The sequence below is a fragment of the Bradyrhizobium sp. USDA 4502 genome (assembly GCF_054063355.1).
The window spans coordinates 366442-392844 of sequence record NZ_JBSSGF010000001.1 but is presented as its reverse complement, the minus strand read 5'-3'; the positions used below and the strand labels follow the sequence as shown (position 1 = coordinate 392844).

The following is a 26403-nucleotide window of genomic DNA, read 5'->3' as shown; positions in this document are numbered from 1 at the left end:
TCTTTTAAGATGATCGACAGCTAATTCAGGTAACTTCGTTCGGAGGGAACTCAAATAGCTGCCCGCGTCAACATGACGGAGGACCGCTGATCGCCAAAGCCGAGCATTCAGCAAAGGTAGTCGCCAAGACGGCAATCTCGCTCCTGATTCGAAACTGAGTTTTGCTGCTTGGTGACTTTAACCAATGTCCGGGGCGATCCGTACAACGCATGAGCCGGGTTGCATACGGCATGGTTCAGCGCCCTGAAGTTTGCCGGCGCGTTGGGCAGATGAATTGCCAGAGCTTTTTCGTTAGGACTCGAAGCGAGTCTCTGTCTTGAGCCAAACATGTCTGTTTTACGAAATCTTGCAGCTTGCGAGACTGAAGCACAATGATCATCAATTTAGAAATAGTGAAAAAGGACAGAGGCGGCATCCTATACCCTTTCAAGCAGCTCAGGGATTTTGCGGCTCGCAAGGTTGGTGAGCGACGACTATCGAAACTGGTGAAGCCATACGAGGCCAGTTATGCGCAAGCCAAAGATCTGATCGATGGCCTCGCTGGCATGTACTGCCTCAACGTTGATCTATGGGCGTACTGAAGTCCCTGAAGCACTCTTGCGACAGGCTCCAAGAAACACAAAAGGAGACGTGATCAATGGCAAACAAGGTCAAGCAAGTCTGGGCATCGCGCAAGGCGGTAGTGAACGCGTGGCTCGCGATCCCCTCGGGATTCTCGGCCGAAGTGATCGCGCAATGCGGCTTCGACAGCGTCACCGTCGACATGCAGCACGGTGTGCAGGATTATCAATCGATGGTGCAGTGCTTCCAGTCGATGCACGCCCATCCGGTCACTCCGATGGTCCGCGTACCCTGGAATGAGCCCGGCATCATCGGCAAGGTGCTGGACGGCGGCGCCTATGGCGTGATCTGCCCGATGGTCAACACGCCGCAGGAAGCCAAGAACCTCGTCTCCTACGCCAAATATCCGCCGAAGGGCGTGCGCTCCAACGGCCCGATCCGCGCCGGCATGTACGGCTCGGCTGGTACCTATCAGCAGACCGCCAACGACGAGATTGTGCTGCTGCCGATGATGGAGACCAAGACCGCGGTCGAGAACATGGAAGCGATCCTCGATGTCGAAGGCATCGATGGCGTCTATATCGGCCCGTCCGATCTCGGCTTCTCCTACGGCCTGGTGCCGAAGCTCGATCGCGATGAGCCGGAGATCCTCAAGATCTACGAGAAGATCATCAAAGAGTGCGGCAAACGCGGCCTCAACCCGGGCATCCACTGCTCGGGCGCCGAAGGCGCGGTGCGCGCGATCCACATGGGCTTCAAGCTCGTGACGCTGTCGAACGAGGTCGGCCTGATGCAGGTCTACGCCAAGATGCAGGTCAACGCGACCCGCGAGAAGTCCGGCGGTGTAACATGATCCCAGCCCTCGCCAGACTATTCGCGGGTCGAGATCAGCGAAGCTGGCTCTTAGAGGCGCGGGACAAGGGCACTGTTGTGCGAGAATCGTACGATGGGAGGTGAACCACCACAATACGACGGAGTTGCATTTGGACAGTGGCGACTTCCTCGATCGCCTTCAGTCTGTCGGCCTTAATGAAGAGACCCGATCACGCTTGACGAGGTCATCGCCGATGGTACGAACATTGATGCTGATGTGGCCTGGTTCGGGAAGCCACTACCAACCACCTTTCGCACGCTCGACATCGATGCTGTCCAAATCCAGATCCCGCCGCGAGGGACCGCGCTCAAGGACATAATTTAGGGAACTTCCCGACGCGATTTATCTGTTCTGCTGCGCCAGGCAAGCTTTAAGGCTCTCTAACGGGAATTGGTGCTCGCAGGCAATAGCTCGTGCTGATGGCCTCCCACACGGGGCGACCCTGTAAGATCGAGCCGGGCAGGATAACCTAACCCGCAAAGGACGATCGCTTACGACCCCTGCTAGCCTACGTCCGCACGCACGGTTTGGTCTGCCTTGGTCGAGGCGCTTACCCGCTACATAGCCTGTGTACGGGCGCCGCTTATCGCTGCAGTCGAACAAGCTGGAGTATAGGGCATCGGCTTCTGAACTGAGGCCGTTCTGCGATCCCGTGCACATTCTCGCCTAGTATCCTGAACAAGAATCACGATGCTTGTGCTTGAGTATTGTAACGGCAGAAGCGCTCGAAGCGAGGATATCATCGGCGGATTTGGTCCATTGGAATGGCTTGGGATCGGCATTGTGATGACTGATGAAGTCCATAATGTCGGCGCGCAGAGCTCGGGACGCTGCGATAGATGCCGCGCCGGATCTTTTTGTCGGTGATGAGCGCGAAGAAGCGCTCGACCTGATTGAGCCAAGACGAACCGGTCGGCGTGAGATGGACATGCCAGCGCGGCCGTTTGGCGAGCCAGTTGTGGATCAGCGGGGCCTGGTGCGTGGCGTAGTTGTCCATGACGAGATGGACATCGAGACCGTGCGGGACGGCAGCCTCGATCTCGTCGAGGAACTTGCGAAATTCGGCGGCGCGGTGGCGGGCAAAGCATTTGCCGATGACCTTGCCCCGTCGCTAGTCGAGCACCGCGAAGAGCGAGGCCGTGCCGTGGTGCGTGTAGTCATGGCTGCGCCGCGCGGGGCTGACCGGGGCGCATGGGCAACATGGGCTGGCTGCGGTCGAGCGCCTGAATTTGGGACTTCTCGTCCACACCCAGGACGACGGCATGCTGGGGCGGGGAGACGTAGAGGCTGACCACATCGCGCACCTTGGCCACGAAATCCGGGTCGGTCGAGAGCTTGAACGTCTCCATCCGATGAGGCTGCAAACCGAAGGCTCGCCAGATGCGCTGCACGCTTGAGACCGACAGGCCGCTTCCTTCGCCATGCCGCGCGAGCTCCAGTGGGTAGATCCTTTGCCGGGATAGCGTTTTAGGCGTGGTCGCTCATTGCATCGAGGTCGCAGGATACCCTACATTTTGCAGAATTGCTTCAATCCGCAAGCTTTTTTCGCCGTCTTTATGCATTGAGACGCTTTACAGTCAGTAATCGTTCGCCGCTTGAGGCGGCGCACGAGCGAGCTCCAGTCATATTCGCCTGAGCTGGTGTGCGCTCCGAGGGGCGAGGCTCCCCCAGTACACACGTCGGTAAACGACCGCGGCAAAGTTAGGCAAGAGCATGCTTCGTTTGGCTGCCAACATTTCGCTCCTGTTCAAGGAGCTACCCTTCCTAGATCGCTTTTCCGCCGCTGCGGAGGCGGGGTTCAAACTGGTCGAGTGCCATTGCCCTTACGAGAACTCGATCGAAGTTCTGCAAGAGCGACTGAGCCAAGCCGGTCTTTCCATGGTCATGCTCAATGCGGCGTCCAGAAATCAATACTCGGGTGACTTCGGAGTTGGCGCCGTGCCGGGGCGCGAGCGGGACTTCGAGGTGGCCTTCGATCAGGCGCTGCTCTACACGTCCTCGCTTGGCGCGACGCTGATCCATTGCATGGCGGGAAAGGTGGCGGTGTCAGCGAATGCTCACCGCACTTTCGTCCACAACCTGCGGCGAAGCGCCGATAAGGCGGCGGAGAAAGGCGTAACGCTAGTCATTGAACCCCTCAGCACCCGCTTGGCGCCCAGCTACTTCCTGACGCGCTCGCAGCAGGCGGCAGACCTGATCAGCGAGGTTGAGCGCCCAAATGTGGGGCTGCTGTTCGACATTTTTCACTTGCAGATTATGGAGGGCGACATCATCACTCGGCTTAAGAAGCTCAAGCCGATCATCCGCCATGTGCAGATTGCTGCCGTACCCTCGCGCGCCGAGCCAGACGAAGGGGAGATCAACTACCGCGCCGTGTTCGATGCACTGGAGCATATCGGTTATGATGGCGTGGTCGGTTGCGAATACTTGCCGCGCGGCGGCACCCGAGAAGGGCTCATGTGGCGGAAGAAACTTGATATCGATCCCCGCTCGGTTGCCGGATATCCATAGCGACACGAAACGCGCGGGACCCACAGAAAGACAGCTCCTGCGCCACCTTCACGATGTTTTTTACGCCTACACTACTAAAAAGGTCGGATTAGCTGCACTAGCCCGACGTTATACCGCCTTCTCAGAAAGCTGCTTAGTTGGCTTAATTCGCGTCGTGCTGTACCGGCCATCAACGCTGACTGGCACGTCGCCATTGATTGCAGCTCGACGAACGACGCGATGCTGGTCGCCGTAATCGTTGGCGGCATAGTGTTGCGTCGCGCGATTGTCCCAGATCGCGACATCGCCCTCCTTCCAATTCCAGCGAACTGTATTTTCCGGCGCGATAATATGTGACTGGAACACATCGATCAGCTTTTGGGCGTCATACCTTGGGATATCAACAAAGCGCCGCACCAAATAGCCGAGCACCAGCGTCCGCTCGCCGGTCTCCGGGTGTACCCGTACGACGGGATGCTCAGTCTCATAAACCTTTGTGGTGTAGACCTCGTCGCGATATCTCTTGTCGGCCTCGCTTGGCCGGAGCATTTCGAAGTAGTCGTAGTCGTTGCTGTGAACGGCCCAGAGCTCGTCAGCAAGTCGTTGTAGCGGCACAGGCAGGTCAAGATAGGCGGTCGCGGTGTTTGACCAGACCGTATCGCCGCCCGATGATGGGATCACAACTCCGCGCAACACCATGATCTTGGGATATGCATCGACGTACGTTGTATCGGTGTGCCACATGTCGGCCCGGTGAGCGCCACGAGCTGAATCAAACTCTAGGACCGATGCCGTTCCTTCGATGACGGGCATCGTCGGATGCCGCACAAGGTTTCCCAAACGACGGGCAAAGCACTCCTGCTCGGCGTCGTCGAGGTGACTCTGGTTCCTGAAGAAAATGACCTTGCGCTCGAGTAGCAGGCTATTGATTGCAGCGATCGTTCTGTCGGGCAGATCGCCCGACAGCCTGATGTTCCTGACTTCGGCGCCGATGCGTGCTGCCCGTTTAACGATGTCGGCACGGGGAATGACATTATTGATCATGGCGAGAACTCCAAGTTTAAGTTTACCGGGCCATCCCCAGCAATCACCGTGCCAATCGTAAATAATGGACATCAAACGGTTCAACTACCGAATTAAGTAAGTTGTGCTGTTGCAACATAACGTCTATTCCAACGTATCGTATGCACCTCCGGTACGCCGTACTCAACGACCGGCCCATCGACTATTGGAACTACTAAGCCCGACCTCCTGCTTGAGTTCCTGATAATTGCGTTCGATGCGTGGCCTCGGCCGGTGTCTTTGACGGTGCATTCTTGTCAATCGAAGATGCGCTATTGGACAGGTTTTTTGCACGGCTACGCGACGAAGCAGCTCGCCAAAAAATGCTAAATGGTCAAGAGAGTCGAGAACACTAGAGCGGTTCACGAATTTACTGAATCTGGAGTGATTCCGGTTCAGCAGCGAATATGATTCAAGATGCTGGCTGGATTGGAGGCCAGCATCGATGGTCAGACCCCTTTCCAACGATCTGCGGAAGCGGGTTGTCGCGGCGGTATCGAAGGGTGAGAGTTGCCGCTCGGCGTTTTGGCGTTGCCGTCTCCTCGGTGGTGAAGTGATCGCAGTGTTATCGGGCGACCGGTTCTGTCAAGCCAGATAGATTCCATGGGGCGGTGAGCGTGGCCTTTCCGATAGGTTTGGGTTTGTACACTCGAACCATCGGAGAAGTCAGATGCAAGCATCGACCACAGGCACGCCCACCGCCAGCCATTGTGGTACAATTTTTGTTGCGATCGAACTCAGTCAGAAGACGTGGCTTGTGACGCTGCACAGCCCGGGCTGGGATCGGATGTCGCGCCACAAGCTGCAAGGAGGCGATCACGCCGAACTGCTGGCTTTGATCGAACGGAGCCGCGCCCGGGTGGCGGAGAAGCTCGGATCGGTGCCGCGTGTGGTGAGCTGCTATGAAGCCGGCTATGACGGCTTTTGGCTGCACCGGCTGCTGGAGGCGGCCGGGATTTTGAACTTCCTGTTCGACCCCGCGAGCATTGCGGTGGAGCAGCGGGCACGGCGAGCAAAGACGGACCGGATCGACGGCGAGCTATTGCTGCGCACCCTGATGACCTATTTGCGGGGTGAGCCGCGGGTGGTCCGGATCGTGCGGGTGCCGCGCGTGGAAGCGGAGGATGCCCGGCGCGCCAGCCGCGAACGCGACCGGCTGGTCACCGAGCAGACCGCCCACAGCAACCGGATCAAGGCGTTGCTGCGTCTTCGGGGGATGGCGGTCGGCAATCCGCGGCGGCGCGACTGGCTGGCCTGGCGAGCGGCAGCGCGACTGGAAGGGCGAGGCGCTGCCGCCACATCTTCTGGCCGAGATCAAGCGCGAGCACGCCCGGCTGATGCTGGTGTGTGAGCAACTCGCGGCGCTGGAGCAGACCCGGGCTGCGGACACTTCTCCGGCGGTTCCGACGCCGATGGTCGAGCGACGGGATCAATTGCAGCGGCTCAAGGCGCTCGGCCCGGCGTTCACGGCAACGCTGGTGAACGAGCTGTTCAACAAGGACTTCCGCAACCGCCGCGAGGTCGCCAGCTATTGCGGCTTGACGCCCAGTCCCTGGAAGAGCGGCGGCACCGATCGCGAGCAAGGCATCAGCAAGGCCGGCAATCAGCGCGCCCGCCACAAGGCGATCGAACCTGGCCTGGCTCTGGCTTCGCCACCAGGGCGACAGCGCGCTCAGTCGCTGGTTTCGCACCCGCACCGCCGACGCCGGCAAGCGCGCCAAACGCATCGCCATCGTCGCGCTGGCGCGCAAGCTGATCGTGGCATTGTGGCGCTACCTCACCACCGGCCTCGTTCCCGAGCAGGCAATGATCAAGGATAAAACCAACCACGTCCACCACGCGCCGCGGCTCCGCCGCGCTCCGTGCGGGATGGATGATGACCGTGCCATCCTAGGGCTTCAACCGCCGTTTCGTAGATGGGTCTCATCCTCGCTAAGCTTCCTCGCCGCAAGCATGCGGAAGGTGGGTACGGATCAAACAATCCGACCGGATATGAGGTGATGCAGTGAACTGCAGCAATCTTCGGAAGCCAATCCCTGTTCGTTGCCCGGTCGTCGCGCTGCGCTACGCATGGCTCCGCGCGCCACCCTCTTGCCGTCAACCCCCAACCCGGACTTCTCGAAGAGGCTTGACTCACAAATCCCCATATGAGGATGGGCAGGCAGCGCAAGTTTGTGTTGGATCCGCATGGCGACTTCATTAAGGAGCGGATCAGGCAGACCCCGCATTTGACGCTGCACGCGCTGAAGGACGAACTAGCGGCATGTGGCGTCGCCGTGTCGCACATTGCGGTGTGGCTGTTCATGCGCCGCGAGGGCTGCGGTTCAAAAAACGCTGTTCGCTCTTGAACGAGGCCGCGTTGATGTGGCCCGGCGGCGGCGGCGTTGGCGATCGTGGCAGGCCGGCCTTGATCCACAGCGTCTGGTCTTCATCGATGAGACCTGGATCAAGACCAACATGGCTCCGCTGCGCGGATGGGCACCGATAGGAGCTCGCCCTTCGCACCACATGGCCACTGGCGCACGATGACCTTCCTCGGCGCACTGCGTTACGATCGCCTCGCGGCCCCCCTGCCTGTTCGACGGACCGATCAAGGCGAATGCTTCCGCGCCTATATCCGAGCGCTCGTGCGGGAAAGCGAGCTGGGAAAAACTCTTCGCCTGTGAAGAACTGCAAGTACCGGTCGTGGACCCGGCGCTCACATACTTCCCCCCTCATCGAACAGCCCGTAACGTGCTTGAGCAACAATAGCCCGATCATGAAGCGGGTCTCGATCCCTAACCTGCCGCTCTGTAGAGAGGGGCGCTCTCCCCGTCGATCCAGTGCCAATCGATCTTGTCGGCAAGCAGAACCAGCTCGTGTTGATGATCTGGTCCAGCTGTGCCCGGAACAGATCGTTCGATCTCGTCGCCTTGTGCTTCTTTCGCATCGTCCTTCCGATGCTCCACAGAAGCATGGCTCAAAGCGAAAGGGAATCCACGGAACGAATTTGCAAGGTTTGCAGCGATCAAAGCCTCAAATCCCTATGATCTCAAACGCTCCCAATTCCCAAAACAGACTCCCGCTGAATTGCTTAGAGGTAGTTCACGGGCGACGATATAGGCTGCTTCAACGACGTTTGCCTCTGTACCATGCCCATTTGCGCGGTCACCCCTATTCGGTGTCTTCACCGCACGCGGTGTCAGCCGATTGTCCGATATCGAAGGCGACAAGCAATCGAAGAAAAGTTCAAGCGCTTATGCGATTGGCTGTTTTCATAAGTTCCACACCTCAGAAGGCAAGCTCTATCTCTACGTTGCAATCGATCGCACCGGCAATTTCGCTCTCGTGCAGCTGGTCAAGAAGACGGGAACGACAGCAGCCTCCGCCTTCCTCTAAGCTAGACCAATGGCCAAGTTGGTGCACGAACGGCACGATCAACGAAGCGACTGTCCAAGGCTACGAGGATCGACACGATCAGCCCAAACTTAGCTTGCTGACTTCGCCACAGCTTACCACCACGCTCGGCGGCAGACGACGCTAACGGGTCTCAACTCTACGAATATTCTGCAAATGCTGGACTTCCTAGTCAGAACGATTCAGACTTGACTCGCTCCAGCAAATGCCGCGACTAAACACGTAGTGTTTGTTAGATTTTGCTTGGCTGGTCAGTCTGACGAAGGCTTCTCCCTTTTGCGGGCTCCACCTACGAGATCATCGCCATTCCGATGATGTCCTCCCTCCCCAAATGCGCAATCTCGGCGTCAGAAAGCCCGAGAACCCCTGACAGGATCTGTCCGTTATGTTGTCCCAACGTCGGCGCCGGTGTGCGGAGCGCATAAGATTCGGCGCCCTCGCGGATTGGCATCGAGGGCTGCGGATGCAAGCCAACGAAAGCGCGTTCTACTTCCTGCAGAAACGCTCGCGACCTGAGATGGCGATCATTGAGCAGGTCAATTGGCAGGCGGGCTACGCCACCTGCAACCCCCGCGGCCTGCAACTCGGACATCGCCTCATCCGCATCGCGGGTAAGCGTCCAGGCTTCGATGCCACTTTCGATCTCGTCCTCTACGTCGCGGCGCCCGTTAGCAAATTTCAGCGATTCGTTCGCAGCCCAGTCCGGCCGCCCGATGAGGACGGCGAGCCTCTGCCACATGTCCTCGTCGGTCACGGCAACCAGGATCCAGTTGTCCTCACCCGCACAGCGGAAGCAGCCGTGCGGCACGAACTGCGGATGTCGATTACCGTATCTAACTGGCGGCGTACTGCAGATCGAATTGACAACGATCCACGGCGCAGCAAACGGCATCATGCATTCGATCTGCGCCAGGTCAATGAACTGCCCCTGCCCGGTAGCGCGGGCATGAATCAGCGCGACCAAAACTGCTGCGCAGCCGTTCAATCCGCCCACGGCGTCCCCAAATGCGATGTGGCTCATCACAGGTGTCTGGCCGGGGTTTCCGACCACGCTCGGCAACCCTGAGGCCTGTTCTAGGGTCGAGCCGTAGGCCCGGCAATTGCGATGCACGCTGTTCGTGCCAAAGGCTGACATTGACATCATGATGAGTCGAGGATTAATCGTCCTGAGCACATCGTAGCCGAGGCCAAGCTTCGGCAACACATCGACCGAATAGTTGTCGACAACAATATCGGCTTCCGCCAAAAGTCGTTTGGCAAGATCTAGACCTTGCGTGCGTTTCAAGTCGAGTGTGATGCCATACTTGTTGCGGTTCATCATGCAGAAGCGTATCGCTTTCTCGTACATCCGGCCGGCCACGAAACCAGCGGGCCGGTTAAGGCCGCGCCACCAATCTGGGTACTGGATCGCCTCGACCTTGATGACCTCGGCACCGAGATCAGCGAGCATGCGAGTGCACAGCGGACCCGCCCATCCCATCGAGAAATCGATGACGCGAATTCCTTGTAATGGCAACCCGCCGGCATCGACACTGCAAGACGACGCCGACGCAGCGCCAGTCTGGCGTCTTCGGCTGTTTGCGAAAGCCTGCTGCTCGCCAGGAGCCGGTACCCTTCCGCCCCGGTGCGGCGGCGTCAATGTCAACCGCTGCATGGATCCTGCCGTCAAGCCCACTTCTTCGCCAAGCAGGACGGGCACGATTGCGCCACGCTCCTTCTTTTCCGCATCCTGGAGCAGATCGGATATTTCGGGTACCGGGACGATTGGGATCTTGCGCTTTAGCCCTTCTGCAAACCACTGCTGCGCCGTCCGCGTCTTCAGCCTCGGGATAAACTGTCGCTCGATCCGCTCCATGTGTTGCAAACGATCTTCGTTGAGGATCAAAGCTGGATCATCACGCAATTCGAGCAGGTCGAGCATATCGCAGAAGGCGCGCCATTGTGCCGGCGCGACGGTAGTAACGCCGAGCCAACCTTTCTTGGTTGGATAAATGCCGATGGGGAAGTTCGGCCAGAAGCGGTTAATCCCAATCCGCCGCATCACGTCGCCGTGCTGAAACGCCTCGAACATGAGATACTCGCTGAGCGCGAGGCAGGCTTCAAATATGCTGAGTGACCACGACCGTCCTACCCGCGCTCGCGCAACCACCGAAGCGGCTGTGGCGATGAAGCCCCATAGTCCGGCAATAATGCCCGTCTGGAAATCCGGTGAGTACGATGGTGGGCCCTCGACCGGACCAGCTAGCTTGATGAGGCCAGCGAGCGCGCGGATCGTCGAATCGGTCGCAGCGAATCCCGCATAGGGCCCCGAGCGGCCAAACCAACTCGCTTCGAGGTAGACCAATCCGGAGTGCCGTTGCCGGATTGCACTAATATCAACGGACGGGCAATCGGCAGGATCAACGTCCCGTCCATCGACCAGAATGTCGCACGTCTCGATCAGTGCCGTCAGCCGTCGGACCGCATCGGCTCCGTCGCCGTCTATGACGATGCTTGATTTGTTGAAGTTTAGGAACGCGAACCAGGCACTCTGATCACCGGGCGTAAGTGGCGCGCTGCGCCGAAGTGGATCTCCAGTTGGTGGCTCGACTTTCTGAACGTCGGCGCCAAAATCGGCGAACAGGCGCGCGCAATAGCTGGTTGCGGCCGAGCTACCGATCTCGACGACCCGCAGATGCGAAAAAACTCCCATCGAAGACTCCATTCTTCTAATCAGTGGCTGTCCTTGCGCCGACACTCAACTAGTCCCGAACAGTTCTCGTCATGGGTATCGGCCGCTGTGCGATCACTTCCGCAAGTCTCAGACCGCAGTTAAGGTCGACACTGTTGCATTTGACTCTCAGTGTTGCATTTGACTCTCAGTGCTGATCTCCCCCGAGAATACGCCGCGAACGCACGGGTAAGTTAGCGCGCGGGCGCCGCTTGGCGACGTCGGACCGCACTGGACTAGAGAAATCTGGCGAGCAACTGTTTTCGGCGGCCTGTTCAGATAAACTAGATCATTGGTTACTTGGTCAACAGCTACCAAATCAGAGAGACCAGCGGGCGCAAGCATCGTCCGCAGCAGGAACGCCGGTGCATGCAGTCCATCCTATTCGGCTGCGCCGCACCATTAATTGACCCGTAGCGCGATGATCGATCGGAGGCAATGGTAATCCCTGTGGAGGATTGAGCGTCAGGTCGGGATGAGGTCGGGCGATCGGGCAGAACGGGACTTTGGACAATAGAAGCCAGTCATCTGGAACGTAAGCTTGTCACATTAGTGATGGGCTCGATTCTCTGTAGAGGAGAGCGCTTGTGGCGAATGCAGGTGGTAGAGGGCGGCTGATCGAGCCGTTGGTGCTGAGTCCGCGAGAGCGAGCATATTTTGAGGGGCAAGTTCGTCGTCATCGTGTAGCTCGGTCGCTATCTGAGCGGTGCCGTGCGATCTTGCGGTTTGCAGATGGCTTGCCAAGCAAGTCTGTGGCTGCCGAACTCCGCATCCATGACACACCCTTGGTAAGTGGCGCCGCCGATTCTTGAAGGATCATTGTGATGGTCTGCTTGACGAAGCTTGCCCTGGCCGCCCTCGAACCATCAACAACGATCAGGTTGCTGAGGTAATCGAGCGGACATTGCGTACGACGCCACCCGACGCGACGCACTGGTCGATCCGCTCGATGGCTGCGGAAACTGGCTTTTCTCACATCACGATCCGCCAGATGTGGACGGTGTTCGGCTTGCAGCCGCACCGTAGCGAAAGCCTCAAGCTGTCGAGCGATCCGCTGTTCGTCGATAAGGTGCGCGATATCGTAGGCCTTTACCTATCCCACCGAACCAGGCGCTTGTTCTCAGCATCGATGAGAAAAGCCGGATTCAGGCTCTCGATCGCGAGCAACCGGTCTTGCCAATGATGCCCGGTGTACCGGAACGTCGTACGCACAGCTACGTGGCATGGTACGACCAAGTCGTTTGCTGCACTCGATGTCGCTTTGGGGTTTATCATTGGCAAATGCTACAAGCGCCAAGGATTTTTTTCCGGCAAGCCTTCCGGCGGGTCAAGGAAGCACGCCGGCCGAGCAGCGGACCTGGCGTGACGGGTTCTACGCGGTCATCCAAGCGATGACGATCTCCCCTGCGGCAAGGCGAGCCGACGATCGAATGGATGTGCGTGCCGGCTAGCGTTAGCCGGTTAGCCGGGCCGGCTATTACCGGCATTGGGCAGCACCGCGCCGAAGCGACGAGCATGCGGGACGCGATCCAGCGGCTGGCGCTTGCTTATAGGCATTACGGCTATCGCCGGATCTCCGCGCAATTGCGCCGTGAGGGCTTTGCGGTGAACCACAAACGCGTGCTGCGGCCGGTGCGAGAAGATAATCTGCTGTCCTGCGGCAGCGGCCGTTTGTGCCCGTGACAACGGACTCGCGCCACCCGTGGCGGGTGATGTCGAACCTGGCCCGCGGCATGGTGCCTGATGGGGTGGACATCACCTACATCCGTCTGCAGGAGGAGTCCGCCTATCTCGCCATTGTGCTCGATGCCTTCAGTCGACGCGTGGTCGGCTGGGCCTTGGAGACGCACCCGGAGGCGCGTCTGGCGGTCGCCGCGCTCTCGATGGCGCTGGCGGCGCGCTAACCGAGGCCCGGTAGCCTGATCCACCACTCCGACCGCGGCATCCAATACGCCTGCAGCGACTACACCGAGCTCCTCCAGCAGCACTACATTACTCCCAGCATGAGCCGGGTCGGCAATCCCTACGACAATGCCAAAGCGGAGAGCTTCAAAGACCCTCAAGCAAGAGGAGGTCAACGGCCCAGCCTACCGAGATGCGCAGCATGCCAGAAATGCGATCGCCTTCATCGAGGAGGTGTACAATCGCCAGCGACTGCACTCGGCCCGGGCTTACAGCCGCCCGCCGAGTTCGAAGCAAATTTACCGCGATGCGGGGCTGCTGCGCTGCAGCCCCGCATCGCCGCCCTAACCCATCAACCCGCTCTGCCGCCTCTAGCGGCAGGCACCTGTCCCTGACAACCGATGCGAGTTTGCTAGGGACTGACGAATATTGACACCACAGCTCGGTTGAAATGTTTGCAGACGCGAGAGGCTCCCTCCCGCGACGGCACGGATTTACATCGTGGCTCGTCCTCACGCTTCGGCCACCGCGAGCGCAATTCAATGTGGACGCGATCGCGAGAGACGTTTGTGCTCACATGAAGGGTCAATGTCGCTCGCGCACAGAGCCCTCCTGGGCGACGGATGCCACCAGCGTGCCGTCGGATTTGAAGATCATTCCCCGCGTAAAACCACGGCCACGCTGTGCGCTCGGCGAATCGTGCGCGTAAAGCAGCCATTCGTCGGCGCGGAACGGGCGGTGAAACCACATTGCATGATCGAGGCTTGCGGTCATGATCTTCTTGTCGAACGGCGGGTGGCCATAGCGTGCCGTTACCGCATCCAGCAGAGAGCAATCGGAGGCATAGGCCAGCGCGCACATATGCAGCGCCGGATCATTGGGCAGCTTCGCAGCGATCTTGATCCAGATGTGAATGCGGCCGTCGTCGATTCTCTGACCAACATATCGGCCGACCTCGACCGGGCGCAACTCGATCGCATAGTAGCAACGGATGAATTCCGGCGTTTCGAAGGACGTCGGCGGCTTGGGCACCTCCATCGTGAGTTTTTCCGGCGGTGGCACATGGGTCATCTTGTCCTGGTGGTCGAGGGCGCCCTCTTCCTCGGCATGGAACGACACCATGACGGAGAAGATCGCATTGCCATGCTGGATCGCGCTGACTCGCCGTGTCGAATAGCTCTTGCCGTCGCGTAGCCGTTCGACTTGGTAGATGATCGGCACCTGTGGGTTGCCAGGCTGGATAAAACAGCCATGCAGCGAATGCGGCAGCCGGCCTTCCACTGTTCGAGATGCCGCGACCATCGCCTGCCCGATCACTTGGCCGCCGAATACACGTAGCGAACTGGTATTCGGGCTGTTGCCGCGAAACAGGTTCACTTCGATAGTTTCGAGGTCAAGGATGGCGAGTAGATCGATCAAGCTTTTGGACATTGACGTGCTTCTGGTTTTTCGGCCTCATTCCTGGGTATGGCACAGTCACGAACCCGAACGTTTCGATATTCCGGGATTAGCCTTAGCGGGCCCGGAATGGCGATATCGCCCCTTTGAGTCTTTGTTTCGTCGATCTTTCGCCGCTGCGGTCGCAGCCAAGCTCCAGTTGGTGGACGGCACTCAACAATGCTGCTGTGTCTTGCACGAAAACGAATCCTCAGCTGACTCCTTGCTCGGGACTCCAATCGTCATTTCGTGACGATCCTTTATCCTCAGCAACTAGCGTGCCATACGAATGCTATGCGAGCCTTGCTCGATGCGATACCAATCCTCCTGCTTCAGGTCGCGCCAAACCAGACGCTGCTGAGCCGCACATGAAAGGACAATGGTATCGCCCCCAACATTTGGCGACGGCGGGTTCTTCAGTGTCATCGCACTTGTGCTCACATGAAGGGTCAACGTCGCTCGCGCACAGAGCCCTCCTGGGCGACGGATGCCACCAGCGTGCCGTCGGATTTGAAGATCATTCCCCGCGTAAAACCACGGCCACGCTGTGCGCTCGGCGAATCGTGCGCGTAAAGCAGCCATTCGTCGGCGCGGAACGGGCGGTGAAACCACATTGCATGATCGAGGCTTGCCGATATCATGCGCCCGTCGAACAGCGTGCCGCCATAGCGTGCCATCACCACATCGAGCAACGAGAAATCCGACGCATAGGCCAGCGCGCACATATGCAGCGCCGGATCATTGGGCAACTTCGCAGCGGTCTTGATCCAGATGTGGATGCGGCCGTCATCGATTCTCTGACCAACATATCGGCCGACCTCGACCGGGCGCAACTCGATCGGCCGATCGGATTCGTAATAGCGGTGGATGATTTCCGGCATCTTGGGAAACTCTGGGTGCTTGGATAACGCCTCCATCGTGAGTTTTTCCGGCGGTGGCACATGGGTCATCTTGTCCTGGTGGTCGAGGGCGCCCTCTTCCTCGGCATGGAACGACACCATGACGGAGAAGATCGCATTGCCATGCTGGATCGCGCTGACTCGCCGTGTCGAATAGCTCTTGCCGTCGCGTAACCGTTCGACTTGGTAGATGATCGGCACCTGTGGGTTGCTGGGCTGGATAAAACAGCCATGCAGCGAATGCGGCAGCCGGCCTTCCACTGTTCGAGATGCCGCGACCATCGCCTGCCCGATCACTTGGCCGCCGAATACACGTAGCGAACTGGTATTCGGGCTGTTGCCGCGAAACAGGTTCACTTCGATAGTTTCGAGGTCAAGGATGGCGAGTAGATCGATCAAGCTTTTGGACATTGACGTGCTTCTGGTTTTTCGGCCTCATTCCTGGGTATGGCACAGTCACGAACCCGAACGTTTCGATATTCCGGGATTAGCCTTAGCGGGCCCGGAATGGCGATATCGCCCCTTTGAGTCTTTGTTTCGTCGATCTTTCGCCGCTGCGGTCGCAGCCAAGCTCCAGTTGGTGGACGGCACTCAACAATGCTGCTGTGTCTTGCACGAAAACGAATCCTCAGCTGACTCCTTGCTCGGGACTCCAATCGTCATTTCGTGACGATCCTTTATCCTCAGCAACTAGCGTGCCATACGAATGCTATGCGAGCCTTGCTCGATGCGATACCAATCCTCCTGCTTCAGGTCGCGCCAAACCAGACGCTGCTGAGCACGAGACCACACGCGTTCGTGATCCTTGTGCCGCGCAGTTTGCGCGCAACATGTCGCGTTGCAGGATCATTTGGTGAGTCCGGTGCTGCGAATTGACATCGCCCCGTCCTGCGCAACGTAGCGTTCGCAAGACGCTGGCCGACCGGACTGTCGTTTGGCAATGGCCATCGACTTTTGCTGTAGAGTTCGAGCCTCCGGTTCCGTGACATCCCCTTGCTGGTTTGACCGGGTCCGAGATCAAGTTGTTAGTGCAAACGCACCTATCGTCAGCATGTGATAGATAGAAAGCATTTATGTCCGGAGTCCGACACTGACAAGTCGTACTTCCAGCAACGCTTGCGCGTGACGCCTACGGCATCAAGAGCCGATTTGCCGGGTCTATAACCATAGGAATCCGCCAGAAAGATTGCGTCGAGAGCCGGTTCAATGAGTTGTTTGGCACTCAGGTATTCGGCGCGGCACAAACCACGTGGTTTGCGTCTTCGGGTCATTTCCATGCGGCCAAGGAGTTCAACTGTTCCTTGCGCACGATCCACAGAACCCACTCCGAGAATCGAACGATCTTCAGCGAATTGCTTCGCCCGTCCGTTGTCGCCTGTCGGTCGTCCCATGAATAAGGAACTCACCTGCAAGAGGCGGTTGATTTGCAGGATTATTCTACTTCTTCGGGCTCTTCGAAGCCCCCTTCTGTTTCGTACCAAGGGCCTATCACTGCAAGATCGACGATAAACCTAGCGTTTAATGGCAGATTTAGATTTGAGGCAGTATCCTCCATCAGCGAGATCGGGCACTCTTGAGGGTGCGGCGCTCGAGCAGCACGGCCAAATTCGACAAACCGACCTCCAAAAAGCAACGCATGGCCTTAAACGTCGAAAGCGCCTAATCGGTCGGATGAGCCATCGACACCACACCGGTATTGTCCCGGAAAATGTGCACTCAGTTGGTCACGGCATCGTTCCACGGAAGTTCTACATGATGATGCCATCTTGCCACTATAAGGTTGTTCGGGCGGAGCGGACATGGAGAAGCTTCAGCTTAGCACGCTCTGTCCGTTTTTGGCGACAGTAACTTTGCGCTGGTGAACCTTCGAACGAAATCGAACTGCCGTCCTTCCAGAGATCGACCGTAATGGTCTCACCAGGGAAGACCGGAGCAGAAAAGCGGGCGCGATGACGACGGTAGGCAGAGGATCGTAGTCAGCATACGTCTGCAACACGGCCCTGCAGGTCAGTCCATAGGTGCACATGCCGTGGAGTATGGGTTTGGAGAAACCGGCGCGACGAGCGAATTCCGGATCGCTATGCAACGGATTTCGATCACCGGGGATGTCCCGATCGGTGTTGAACTACGTCGGGCCGACGCTGCCGGAATGAATGTTACGCGGCCCTCGTGACGTGGGCAACGGGCTTGATCGTCATGCGATCGTAGTGAGCTTGAAGGGCCGCACGCAGAACCGACAATTGCTTATGCGCCTTCAATCGTCGAAAGCCCTTGTTGGCCTCGATCATGCCGGCCGCGACCCATCGCAAGGCCATACCGGCATCCCGCCAGCGTTTGACGTTGCGCGTGACGCGGCGAATGGTGCCCATCATGTTCTCGGCGATGTTGGTACAGGCGAGCGATCGACGAAGTTCCTTCGGCAGCTTCAACCGGACGACAGTCAGGATTTCGTCGAGGCCTTCGAGGATGCTGGCCGCGACGCCGGGCCATTGCTGGTCGAGTCGACGCGCGAGATTGCGGATCAATTTTTCAGCCTTGTCGGCGTCATCGAGCTCCCAGGCCTGGCGCAGCACTCGACGGGTGGCCGCATGATGCTGTTTCGGCAGGCGTTCCATGATGTTGCGCGCCTTGTGGATCTGGCAGCGCTGGATCGCAGCGGCCGAACCGAAGGTGCGGCGGATCGCCTTCGACAACGCTTTCGCGCCGTCGGCGATGAACAGCCTTGGCACCGTCGGGGCGAGCCCGCGCGAGACCAGGTTGTCCAGCAGGGCCTGAACCGTTGCGGCATTCTCGGTCGCCCCTTCCACCAGAGCCAGCGGATGCTTGTTGCCTTCGCCGTCAACCCCGATCGCGGCGACCAGCACGAGATCGTCGCCGAGATGCAGCCCGTCGATTTGGACCACCAGAAGGTCGAGCGCGGACAGATCGGTAGCCATGAAGTCGGCCAGCCGCGCCGCCGACAGCGCTACGAACCTCCGCGAGGCCGCCGACTTCGAAACCCCCGATCCGGGCGGTGCCGGCACGTCACCCTCGGGCAGCCGGACAGCGCGGCCGAACCGGCGCGTCGACACATTGATCAGCATCAGGTTCATCGCCCAGCGACCGAGCCAATCCTCCTGCGCCGCCGTTTCCCAGCTCGGGATCGTGACCTCGCGGCCGTCCACGCCCCGGACCCGCGGACGCTCGACCTCGATCTTGCCGCCGTGGAAACCGATTCGTCCCCGCGTTCGGCCCCAACGGTGCGCCCGCCGCGCCGCGTCGCGACCGTGGCGCGGCCCGCAGGCCGCCGTGACATCCGCCTCCATCATCGTGCCGAGCGCCTCGATCCCTGCCGCAAGGCAGAACCGATCGAAGCTCGCTCGCACTTCCGCAAACGCGTCGTCCACAGCCCCGATCGCCGGCCAACCAGCCGGTGTGATATCTCTCGTCATGGCGTTGCTCTCCTTTGTGGAATCAGCACCCCGAGCCTACCGGCTCAAGGTGGGCAACGCCGACCTCTTCAGAAATTCAACAGAACCCGGGACATCCCCCGATCACCCGACAAACGGTAGATTAGCGCTTGGTCGGACTGGACCGGAATATCGACTGAGCTGTCAGGCGTTCGGCGGGGCATCCGGTGCAGCTCGGGCATTCCTTTCGATGGTCCACCAAAACCACCATCGCCTCTTGCAAAGAGAGAAGAAAGTATCGTGGCGATCTTATCACCGTCGCAATCCTTGACGACGATTTCGTTCTGAATTATCGCGCCTTTCGCTTTGCCCTTGTCGTACACGCGTGTCCGCGGTAACGCTGGCAGCGACAGGCATCGGTTTGTGAAACGTGATGTCGCGCTCGCCATCAACGAGCATGACGCGGTTGAGATTGATGACTCCAGGTCGCGCCCCCCATACATAGACCGAAGCAAAGGTCCGAACCACCTTCAGCGGCTTGGGTTTTGCAAATGCCTCGTTGACAAATTGCAGCTCTCTTTCGTTCAGAGGATCGGCCCCCATCCCGATGCCAAGCGCATATAGCATTACCTCGCGATTACTCCACGAATAAGGAACGGCTTCGGTTTTGAGCTTGAGCACCGTTGGATAGTCAATTGACATCGCGTCTTTCATTGCCGCTATAGCCGGATTATTGGGACTAAGTCCGATGTCTATATGTTTGCTCCTATAGCTTTGCTCGATCATGGCACCATGTTAAGCTCCAAATGCCAAACGTGGCGCGACTTTACGCACGAGTTTGACGGTAAGAACCGGCACACTAGTTCAAGAGAAGGAGCACACCTGCTTACAGATCTACGCGGACTTGATCCACAATCGGAGTAGTTGCGCCTCAAGCAAAGGTCGCGCCAGCGCCATTGACGCACATTAAGCGCCCGAGTGCCCACTGAGGCCTGTGATATTAAGATTTAACTCGGGCGACGCCTCACATCGAGTCGGCGTCCACCACGAAGACATGACCTGACAGCCGCATGCCAACATCCGACACAAGGAAGAGGATCATGGCGGCGATGTCGTTCGGTCGCACCGACGTGCCCATAGACGATGCCGCGAGCAAACGGGCGCGGACCTCTTCCGACTTGACTGCCTTCTGCGCCGCTGTCTCGGCGATCACGCGCTCCATACGATCGCCCTCGACGAAGCCGGGGCAGATGACGTTGACGCGGATCTTGGAGGGGCCCAACTCCTTCGCGAGGCTTTTGGTGAGGCCGATGACACCCCATTTCGAGGCATTGTAGGGCGAACGCCGCGCGTTTCCTTCTAGCCCTGCGGTCGAGGAGATGTTGACGATCGCCCCGCCGCCCGCCTTCCGCATAAGAGGGGCGGCTAGACGGGCGAGCAGGAAGTGGCTCGTCAGGTTGACCGCCAGCGTGCGGTTCCATGCCTCTAGTGACATGGATTCGGCGAGTCCGATGGGACCTGCAATACCCGCATTGTTGATGAGAATGTCGAGCCCCCCGAGCCGCTCGACCGCACCGGCGAAGAACTGCTCCGTATCGGCCGCATGGGCAAGATCACAAGAGACCGCGCCAATCGCGGGATGACATCGTCTCATTTCTGCAATCTTCGCCTCATCCACGCCGCACACTTCCACCCGAGCCCCCGTTCCCGCCAACGTCTCGGCAATAACGCGCCCGATGCCGGACGTCGCTGCGGAGACGATGGCTCGGCGGCCAGCAAGGGAGAGGGAAACAAACATGATGCTACTCCAAGTTACATTAGGTTCGGCGGAATCAGCTACTTTAAGTTGCACACCCCCGTTGTGAAGTTCTGCTCCTCGGGAAGGATTAGAAGCTTCCACACCAAAGCCGCTGGATCTTTGGATGATGCGCATCGAAGGTAAAAGACAGAATCTGAGCTGACCGAACCAGCCTGCGTGGCGGCGGCTTGCAAGTGTCCGTTCTGAGATCTCCCGAGACTCGAGCCCCGTTTCCCGGGCACGTTTTGTGGCGTCCGTCGCTTGCCGCCCGAGAGATCGCGCTGCGCCAATCGTAGCCAGGATAGGCCCCAGGAAGCGCTGCCGAACTGGAGCCGGCGACGCCCCGGCGGCGATTTCCGAGACCTTGGCCTGCCGGTCCAGCATGCGTGTGACGGAGTCGACCGTTGAGCAAGCGCGCCATCATCACGGGGAGATCGATCGTCGGAACGGGTCTCTCAATCGCACGGTGGCGGACGGCGGGTGCCCACGTAGGACGATGCGGTGCACACATTTTCGGTCAGGCCAGCATGATCGAGACTTCGTGTTCGAGAGCTTGATGATTTCGTTTTCGGCGGCGCCGTTCATCATATAGTCGAAGAACGTAGGAGACGTGCAATGGATTAAGTGCCCTTTCTTTACCCTGTCTCCTGCCCTGATGCGCTGATTATAGCCTACGGCAAATTAATGATTGTAAGGATCGAGACAACTACCCACTCTGGGGAGGAATGTTGTATTGGCTATGCAGAAGCGCTTTTGCGATAGCTGGGTCGTGGGACTGCTCGGCGCGCAAGCACGAAGTGTTGCTCCTTGGCAAGATATTGCTCCTTGGCAAGATCAACGAGGTGATCCACGAGCGCTATTGCAGAACGGAACCGAATCCTGAGCTGCGATCTTATCCTCGATCGGCAGGTCCGAGCGAACGGTGATTTCACACGCGCCGCTATCCGCTGGCGTCCTCGTAGACGCACGACTCGACTGAACAAGGTCGCGGGTCCGGGTGAAAAGGACGCACTAGGTGGTGTGGACTCTAAGGATTCCCTTTTAGGCGCAAATCAGATTCAAGGCTGCTTTTGGGGAGGCCGCCTTGGGTGTGATGGACCGCTTGGTATTGAGCGACGCGACATGGGAGCGGATGGCGCCGCTGATCATCGGCCGGCCTGACCAGAAGGGTTCGACCGGACGGGACAACCGGATGTTTGTGGAGGGCGTACTTTGGATCGTGCGCACTGGCTCTCCCTGGCGTGATCTTCCGGAGGTGTTTGGAGACTGGAACAGCGTGTTTCGGCGCTTCAGTCGATGGAGCATCAAGGGGGTCTGGTGGCGCATATTCGAAGCGATGTCCGGTGATCCGGACTTCGAGTATCTGATCGTCGACTCCACCATCGTCCGGGCGCACCAGCACGCCGCTGGGGCGAAAAAAGGGGGTCTGAAGATCAGGCGATCGGTCGCTCGCGCGGTGGCCTGAGCACCAAGATACATATGGCCGTTCGCGGCCTGGGATGTCCCGTACGGTTCAAGCTCACCGCAGGTCAGAAGAGCGACGTACCGCAAGCCGCCGAATTGATCGAGGGATTACCTGCCCAGGTCGTCATGGCGGATACGGCTTATGACGCCGATCACTTGCGCCAGGCGATCGCTGCCAAAGGCGCGCTCGCCGTCATCCCCAACAACCCGTCACGTGCGCTCAAATATCCGCTGGACAAGCATCTCTATGCCCAGCGTCATCTCGTCGAATGCTGCTTCTCAAAACTCAAGCAGTTCCGCCGCGTCGCAACCCGCTTCGAAAAGACCGCCCGAAATTACCTGGCCGTCGTTACTCTCGCAGCCATCGTCTTATGGATGCGATAAATGTCCACACCACCTAGTCGTCCGTGAAGAATGCGGATTGACTTGAGAAATAAGCAGAATTGGTCTTGATGTAGTATTCGATTTTGCAGGAAAGCGGGGTATTGGACCTCGCTTTCTTGCGTTTTAGGTTTTGCTTTTGGGTGATTCGTGATTCCCTGACAGCGTCGTCGACATTGGGGAATGCGATGAGCAAGCCGCGGGATGATCGCCAGAAAGACCTGTTGCTTCCGGCGCTTGATCAGATCATCGACATGGGTCATCCGCTGGTGCGGTTGGCAGCGCTGATCGACTGGAACATCCTGAATGAGCGCTTCAGTTCGGTGTGCCAAGCAGGGTCGGGACAGCCGGGCTTGCCGACGCGGCTAGTCGCCGGCCTGTTCATTTTGAAGCACATGCACAACCTGTCAGATGAGGTGCTGTGCGCTCGCTGGATCGAGAAGCCCTATTACCAATACTTCTGCGGCGAGCTGAGCTTCCGCCACCGTCTGCCGTTCGATCGATCGTCGATGACGCGCTGGCGGCAGCGGCTCGGCGAGGAGCAGTTCGTTGCGCTAATCCAGGAAAGTCTGTCGGTGGCGCACAAGACAGGCGCCCTCGGCCCGAAGGACCTGAAGCGCGTGGTGGTCGATACCACGGTGCAGCCCAAGGCGGTTGCGCATCCGACCGACGCGCGGCTCCTGCATCGAGCAATCATCAAGCTGGTCGGGCTCGCCAAGCGCAACCGTGTGCCGCTACGCCAGAGCTATCTGCGCCTGGCCAAGCGCGCCGCCATCATGACCGGCCGCTATACCCACGCCCACCAGTTCAAACGCGCCCGGCGGCAGCTCAAGTTCCTGCGGACACGGCTTGGCCGGATCATCCGCGACATCCGCCGCAAGATTGATGGCGATACGGTGCTGGAAGCTCGCTTCGGCCTTGCTCGGTTTAGCGCAGCAGGTGCGCAGCCAGGATCAGCATCAGCGCGGTCCGAAGGTCTATGCGTTACATGCTCCGGAGATTGAGTGCATCGGCAAGGGTAAAGCCCGCGCGCCCTACGAGTTCGGCTGCAAGGTCAGCATCGCCACCCCTGTGACGTCTCCGAAGGGCGGCCAGTTCGTGCTCCATGCCAAGGCGCTGCATGGCAATCCCTTCGATGGGCACACGCTCGGTCCCGTAATCGCCGACATGGAGAAGCTCACCGGGGTGGAGGCTCGCGGTATCCACGTCGACAAAGGATATCGCGGTCACAACCACCCGCATCGGTTCAGGGTCTGGATCTCGGGTCAGGTCCGCCGCGTCACAGCTTCCATCCGTCGCGAGATGAAGCGTCGCGCGGCTGTCGAGCCCGTCATCGGCCACGTCAAGGCCGAGCACCGCATGGACAGAAATTATCTCAAGGGACGCCTCGGCGACCGCATCAACGCTGTTCTCGCCGCTGCCGGCTATAACTTCGGCCTGCTGCTGCGATGGCTCGCAGAGCTCTTGCGTGTCATCATCCGAGCCTTCTTCGAGACCGTCCCGGCTCGAAACACCGCTTAAGCCGGGCGCCGGCGCCAGTTCTTCACGAACGACGCACTATCCGTCCTCGACCAGGGCCAGCCCTGAGGGCTGCTGCCAAATGACTCATCCGGACGCCGGTCCGGCCAAACATCAGATTGTTCCCTTATCCGACAAGCCGTCGCCGCCGGCGAGCGCGGTCCCCCGCGCCTTGGACATCATCGGCACGGCCTCGAGCTTGAAGCCGTCGAGGTTTTCCGACTGGCGTCCCTGTTCAGCGAGTTCGTGCTAATAGCGAGGAAGCGCCCGCCAATCTTCCTTATCGGACTGTCGGCGAAATGCTGATTGCGGGCAGCCTCAGTTCGAGGCGGCCATGCTCATGCGCAATCTTTGAACTCGGCGGCACCGATAAGGCATTCATAGGTGGCGAGCGGCGCCAGATGCACCACAATACTCGGCACCTGGGCTGGATTAATTACGAGCGCTGGACTTTGAAGGTGTCCACGGTAGTAGGTAAGACCAAAGATGACGGTTGATCAACCTCTCATGCGCGGGTTGGCTACCGCATGACCGTGGTTTCCTCTTGGGGCTGGCCTCGGTCTAGGGAGCGAGCCTCGGCAATGCCGGCTGATAACACGAGGATTCCCCACCGCGCCCTGCCTGTCAACCGGCGTTCAAATTGGCCCCCAACTTTCGCTTGACGGATGTAGCCCCGACTGTCGGCCGGTCCGAGGTTGCATCATTGCTCGCAGGATCGGAGGGACTGGGGACGTGGCGGAGTGCCCATCACACCAGCGGCGGCTCCAGTCCCGGAATCACCGGCCGTTGCCGCACCCTCAGCCGTGCGCGGGACGATCGTCTCGGTTGCTTTGCGTCTGAGGGATCGCAACAAGCGCTGCACGATGGTGTGCTGCGCCGGGCCGAACTGTTCGGGGCATTGTTCAGCGAGGCGACAGAGAATTGCCAGCGCGGTCAGACGAGGCTCGGCCGCCAGCCAGCGCTCGATATTGGTGAGGTGCGGATCGAGCATTGATGGCATTCTCATGCGCTTTTGTATGGCTTGCGCATGCGCCGATGGATGATGCGCTGCTCCCCTAGATGCACGTCATTGCCGAACCCCTTCGCGAACGCTGCTGCGGTCGTTGTCGGCGCCGGTGGGCTTGTTGCTGCCGCGAGCCTGCCCGATCGGGCGTCGACGCGCGTGCCGAGCTCAGCCTAGGCGTCTCTCATCTCGGCCAGCAGAGCCACGGGATCGAGCGTGCGATAAAGCTCTCGAAGACGCCGTTTGATGACCTTGCTCAGCCTCGGATGCGCCAGTGCTCGTTTATAGGGCGTGGCTGGAACATGATAGCGCTTGATCACCTTCGCGCCCTCGCGTCGCTTGTCCTTCAGCTTGAAGGACGGTTGGAAGAAGTTGGTGTGCAGCCGAGATGCAGCATACAAACGTTCAAGCACGCGCGTCGTCTCGACACCACCGAAGCGACCGTAACCCACGAGTCGTCGAACGACCGCGCCGTTCTTCTGCTCGACGAAAGCCTGATCATCTTCATTGTAGGCGCGCGAGCGTGTCACCTCGATCTTTGCGCGCGACACCAGGGCACTTACCACGTCGTTCATGAACGCGCTGTCATTGTCGGCGCCGCGAATGAGCCAGGGAAACAGGCTCTGTGCGCGCTCCGCCCTCGCTGCGTCACACCAACGGCATGCACTCGGTCCAACCAGTCGCGACGTCGACCATCGTCACGGTCTGAATGAACGAGCCAGCTACAGATGTGCCGCCATGGGCCACCACGTCGACCTCGCAAAACCCCGGCGGCGGATCGTGCCAGTCATTGAACGTCCGGATCGGCCCTTCACGGCGCACCGCCGAATAAACCCGACCCGCCGGCGTTCCTAGTCGCGAGCACGGTAGAGATAGGGGCTGAAGCAGATCGCTGCGATTGCTTTTCGGCGGGATATTGGTCCACGCGTCCTTCTTCATGGCAAGCTCTCTGATCGCATCGCCTCATCAAGAATGTTATCGGAGAACTGACCGTCAGGATTGGGGCGACGATACCGAATCGGATAGGTTTCGCCAATGGCAGGACAGATCAGCATGGGTGCACGGCACGAGCTCACGGCGGCGGTGGCAGCGCGCTATCGATCAGCAGGGCGCGCAGATAAGGGGCGCATTCTCGACGAGCTTTGCGCGGTGACCGGCTGGCATCGCAAGCACGCGGTTCGGGCGCTTGCCAGTCATGTCGCAATTTCGCCGAGGCCCGGCGGCAGCGAAGGCCGACCTATGGTGCCACAATCAGGGATGCGTTGGTGGCGCTGTGGAAGGCCTCGGATCGGATCTGCGGCAAGCGGCTGAAGGTAATGATTCCGACGTTGTTGACCGTTGTCACCGCGTATCGAAGTGTACGCAGGCTCAGGTCGAAAGCGCTGGCCGGACGATCTAAAGGCACAGATTGCCGCCGAAAGCCTTGCCGGGGGCGATTGTCACATATGTCGCCCGTCGACCATGGGTGCCGGCCTCAGCAGGTGCACGACTGGCGGCGCCGGGCGCGTTTGGGCCAGTT

At 59.3% G+C, this 26403-nt stretch carries 17 protein-coding genes and 9 pseudogenes; 13 read left to right on the top strand and 13 right to left on the bottom strand.

The genetic code is table 11. The features are described 5' to 3' along the window. Positions 1-371: 371 nt before the first annotated feature. Positions 372-581: a hypothetical protein gene (locus ACVW1B_RS01850; protein ID WP_253603568.1), complete on the top strand. Its 210-nt coding sequence runs from the start codon at positions 372-374 to the stop codon at positions 579-581. Positions 582-637: 56 nt separating this feature from the next. Beyond that, on the top strand, positions 638-1414 hold the full coding sequence (locus tag ACVW1B_RS01845) for an HpcH/HpaI aldolase family protein (RefSeq protein WP_253603570.1): 777 nt from the start codon (positions 638-640) through the stop codon (positions 1412-1414). Positions 1415-2101: 687 nt separating this feature from the next. On the opposite strand, the pseudogene ACVW1B_RS01840 reads toward ACVW1B_RS01845, so the two are convergent. Beyond that, positions 2102-2882 (bottom strand): annotated as a pseudogene (locus tag ACVW1B_RS01840) (IS630 family transposase); the annotation flags it as partial. A gap of 266 nt (positions 2883-3148) precedes the next feature. Between ACVW1B_RS01840 and ACVW1B_RS01835 the strand changes: the two are divergent. Next, the gene (locus ACVW1B_RS01835; protein ID WP_253603572.1) at positions 3149-3946 is read left to right on the top strand and encodes a hydroxypyruvate isomerase family protein; all 798 of its coding nucleotides are present in this window, start codon (positions 3149-3151) and stop codon (positions 3944-3946) included. A gap of 108 nt (positions 3947-4054) precedes the next feature. Here ACVW1B_RS01835 and ACVW1B_RS01830 read toward each other — a convergent pair whose 3' ends face one another. Further along, complete coding sequence (locus ACVW1B_RS01830) at positions 4055-4969, bottom strand: TauD/TfdA dioxygenase family protein (RefSeq protein ID WP_253603574.1); 915 nt, start codon at positions 4967-4969, stop codon at positions 4055-4057. A 463-nt stretch (positions 4970-5432) separates the two neighbouring features. On the opposite strand from ACVW1B_RS01830, the pseudogene ACVW1B_RS01825 reads away from it, so the two are divergent. The 4 genes and pseudogenes from ACVW1B_RS01825 to ACVW1B_RS01810 form a co-directional block, all read left to right on the top strand. After that, a pseudogene (locus ACVW1B_RS01825) lies at positions 5433-5541 on the top strand (IS630 family transposase); the annotation flags it as partial. Positions 5542-5657: 116 nt separating this feature from the next. Beyond that, entirely contained in the window at positions 5658-6338 is a 681-nt protein-coding gene (locus ACVW1B_RS01820) for an IS110 family transposase (RefSeq protein ID WP_375166991.1), read from the top strand. 61 nt (positions 6339-6399) lie between these two features. Continuing rightward, positions 6400-6807 carry a transposase gene (locus ACVW1B_RS01815; protein ID WP_456821166.1) on the top strand — a complete coding sequence of 136 codons (408 nt, stop codon included), beginning with the start codon at positions 6400-6402 and terminating at the stop codon, positions 6805-6807. Positions 6808-7137: 330 nt separating this feature from the next. After that, positions 7138-7608 (top strand): annotated as a pseudogene (locus tag ACVW1B_RS01810) (transposase); the annotation flags it as partial. Here the strand turns inward: ACVW1B_RS01810 and ACVW1B_RS01805 are convergent. Further along, positions 7600-7916 (bottom strand): annotated as a pseudogene (locus ACVW1B_RS01805) (IS5/IS1182 family transposase); the annotation flags it as partial. The pseudogenes ACVW1B_RS01810 and ACVW1B_RS01805 sit on opposite strands and share 9 nt — an antisense overlap. A gap of 260 nt (positions 7917-8176) precedes the next feature. Here ACVW1B_RS01805 and ACVW1B_RS01800 point away from each other — a divergent pair. Continuing rightward, a complete protein-coding gene (locus ACVW1B_RS01800) occupies positions 8177-8365 on the top strand; it encodes a hypothetical protein (RefSeq protein ID WP_253603577.1) in 189 nt (62 codons plus the stop codon). A gap of 307 nt (positions 8366-8672) precedes the next feature. Here the strand turns inward: ACVW1B_RS01800 and ACVW1B_RS01795 are convergent, their stop codons facing one another. Beyond that, a complete protein-coding gene (locus tag ACVW1B_RS01795; protein WP_253603579.1) occupies positions 8673-11075 on the bottom strand; it encodes a CaiB/BaiF CoA transferase family protein in 2403 nt (800 codons plus the stop codon). 605 nt (positions 11076-11680) lie between these two features. Between ACVW1B_RS01795 and ACVW1B_RS01790 the strand changes: the two are divergent. From ACVW1B_RS01790 to ACVW1B_RS01780, 3 genes and pseudogenes are all read left to right on the top strand, one after another. Continuing rightward, positions 11681-12387: pseudogene (locus ACVW1B_RS01790) on the top strand (IS630 family transposase); the annotation flags it as partial. Between the two features lie 233 nt (positions 12388-12620). Continuing rightward, positions 12621-12776 (top strand): annotated as a pseudogene (locus ACVW1B_RS01785) (IS3 family transposase); the annotation flags it as partial. Between the two features lie 29 nt (positions 12777-12805). Beyond that, the gene (locus ACVW1B_RS01780; protein ID WP_253603581.1) at positions 12806-12997 is read left to right on the top strand and encodes a DDE-type integrase/transposase/recombinase; all 192 of its coding nucleotides are present in this window, start codon (positions 12806-12808) and stop codon (positions 12995-12997) included. 583 nt (positions 12998-13580) lie between these two features. On the opposite strand, the gene ACVW1B_RS01775 is transcribed toward ACVW1B_RS01780, so the two are convergent. The 6 genes and pseudogenes from ACVW1B_RS01775 to ACVW1B_RS01750 all read right to left on the bottom strand — a co-directional run bounded on the left by ACVW1B_RS01775 (position 13581) and on the right by ACVW1B_RS01750 (position 20518). Then, positions 13581-14426, bottom strand: a complete 846-nt coding sequence (locus ACVW1B_RS01775) for an acyl-CoA thioesterase (RefSeq protein ID WP_253603583.1) — start codon at positions 14424-14426, stop codon at positions 13581-13583. Positions 14427-14881: 455 nt separating this feature from the next. Next, positions 14882-15742, bottom strand: coding sequence for an acyl-CoA thioesterase (locus tag ACVW1B_RS01770; protein WP_253603585.1), 861 nt, complete (start codon positions 15740-15742; stop codon positions 14882-14884). Between the two features lie 1399 nt (positions 15743-17141). After that, entirely contained in the window at positions 17142-17438 is a 297-nt protein-coding gene (locus ACVW1B_RS01765; RefSeq protein WP_375167107.1) for a MaoC/PaaZ C-terminal domain-containing protein, read from the bottom strand. 49 nt (positions 17439-17487) lie between these two features. Then, positions 17488-18762 (bottom strand): IS256 family transposase, encoded by a 1275-nt coding sequence (locus ACVW1B_RS01760; protein ID WP_253603587.1) that lies wholly within the window; start codon positions 18760-18762, stop codon positions 17488-17490. 98 nt (positions 18763-18860) lie between these two features. Beyond that, a pseudogene (locus ACVW1B_RS01755) lies at positions 18861-19422 on the bottom strand (3-alpha,7-alpha,12-alpha-trihydroxy-5-beta-cholest-24-enoyl-CoA hydratase); the annotation flags it as partial. A gap of 322 nt (positions 19423-19744) precedes the next feature. Continuing rightward, the gene (locus tag ACVW1B_RS01750; RefSeq protein WP_253603589.1) at positions 19745-20518 is read right to left on the bottom strand and encodes an SDR family oxidoreductase; all 774 of its coding nucleotides are present in this window, start codon (positions 20516-20518) and stop codon (positions 19745-19747) included. A gap of 1084 nt (positions 20519-21602) precedes the next feature. On the opposite strand from ACVW1B_RS01750, the gene ACVW1B_RS01745 reads away from it, so the two are divergent. Both ACVW1B_RS01745 and ACVW1B_RS01740 read left to right on the top strand, forming a co-directional pair. Then, positions 21603-22366, top strand: a protein-coding gene (locus ACVW1B_RS01745; protein WP_139481326.1) for an IS5 family transposase whose coding sequence is annotated in 2 segments (ribosomal slippage) — positions 21603-21938 and positions 21941-22366 — 762 coding nt in all. Because the reading frame shifts where the segments join, the coding sequence is not laid out codon by codon here. 185 nt (positions 22367-22551) lie between these two features. After that, positions 22552-23884 (top strand): annotated as a pseudogene (locus tag ACVW1B_RS01740) (IS5 family transposase). Positions 23885-24581: 697 nt separating this feature from the next. On the opposite strand, the gene ACVW1B_RS01735 reads toward ACVW1B_RS01740, so the two are convergent. The 3 genes and pseudogenes from ACVW1B_RS01735 to ACVW1B_RS01725 all read right to left on the bottom strand — a co-directional run. After that, positions 24582-24872 (bottom strand): hypothetical protein, encoded by a 291-nt coding sequence (locus ACVW1B_RS01735; protein ID WP_253603519.1) that lies wholly within the window; start codon positions 24870-24872, stop codon positions 24582-24584. A gap of 185 nt (positions 24873-25057) precedes the next feature. After that, positions 25058-25459, bottom strand: a complete 402-nt coding sequence (locus ACVW1B_RS01730) for a hypothetical protein (RefSeq protein WP_253603517.1) — start codon at positions 25457-25459, stop codon at positions 25058-25060. A gap of 279 nt (positions 25460-25738) precedes the next feature. Then, positions 25739-25844 (bottom strand): annotated as a pseudogene (locus ACVW1B_RS01725) (IS5/IS1182 family transposase); the annotation flags it as partial. Between the last annotated feature and the right edge of the window lie 559 nt (positions 25845-26403).

Coding starts and splice junctions, on each gene's coding strand:
- ACVW1B_RS01850 (WP_253603568.1), top strand. CDS start 372: ATGATCATCAATTTAGAAATAGTGAAAAAGGACAGAGGCGGCATCCTA.
- ACVW1B_RS01845 (WP_253603570.1), top strand. CDS start 638: ATGGCAAACAAGGTCAAGCAAGTCTGGGCATCGCGCAAGGCGGTAGTG.
- ACVW1B_RS01835 (WP_253603572.1), top strand. CDS start 3,149: ATGCTTCGTTTGGCTGCCAACATTTCGCTCCTGTTCAAGGAGCTACCC.
- ACVW1B_RS01830 (WP_253603574.1), bottom strand. CDS start 4,969: ATGATCAATAATGTCATTCCCCGTGCCGACATCGTTAAACGGGCAGCA.
- ACVW1B_RS01820 (WP_375166991.1), top strand. CDS start 5,658: ATGCAAGCATCGACCACAGGCACGCCCACCGCCAGCCATTGTGGTACA.
- ACVW1B_RS01815 (WP_456821166.1), top strand. CDS start 6,400: ATGGTCGAGCGACGGGATCAATTGCAGCGGCTCAAGGCGCTCGGCCCG.
- ACVW1B_RS01795 (WP_253603579.1), bottom strand. CDS start 11,075: ATGGGAGTTTTTTCGCATCTGCGGGTCGTCGAGATCGGTAGCTCGGCC.
- ACVW1B_RS01780 (WP_253603581.1), top strand. CDS start 12,806: ATGTCGAACCTGGCCCGCGGCATGGTGCCTGATGGGGTGGACATCACC.
- ACVW1B_RS01775 (WP_253603583.1), bottom strand. CDS start 14,426: ATGTCCAAAAGCTTGATCGATCTACTCGCCATCCTTGACCTCGAAACT.
- ACVW1B_RS01770 (WP_253603585.1), bottom strand. CDS start 15,742: ATGTCCAAAAGCTTGATCGATCTACTCGCCATCCTTGACCTCGAAACT.
- ACVW1B_RS01760 (WP_253603587.1), bottom strand. CDS start 18,762: ATGACGAGAGATATCACACCGGCTGGTTGGCCGGCGATCGGGGCTGTG.
- ACVW1B_RS01750 (WP_253603589.1), bottom strand. CDS start 20,518: ATGTTTGTTTCCCTCTCCCTTGCTGGCCGCCGAGCCATCGTCTCCGCA.
- ACVW1B_RS01735 (WP_253603519.1), bottom strand. CDS start 24,872: ATGCTCGATCCGCACCTCACCAATATCGAGCGCTGGCTGGCGGCCGAG.
- ACVW1B_RS01730 (WP_253603517.1), bottom strand. CDS start 25,459: ATGAACGACGTGGTAAGTGCCCTGGTGTCGCGCGCAAAGATCGAGGTG.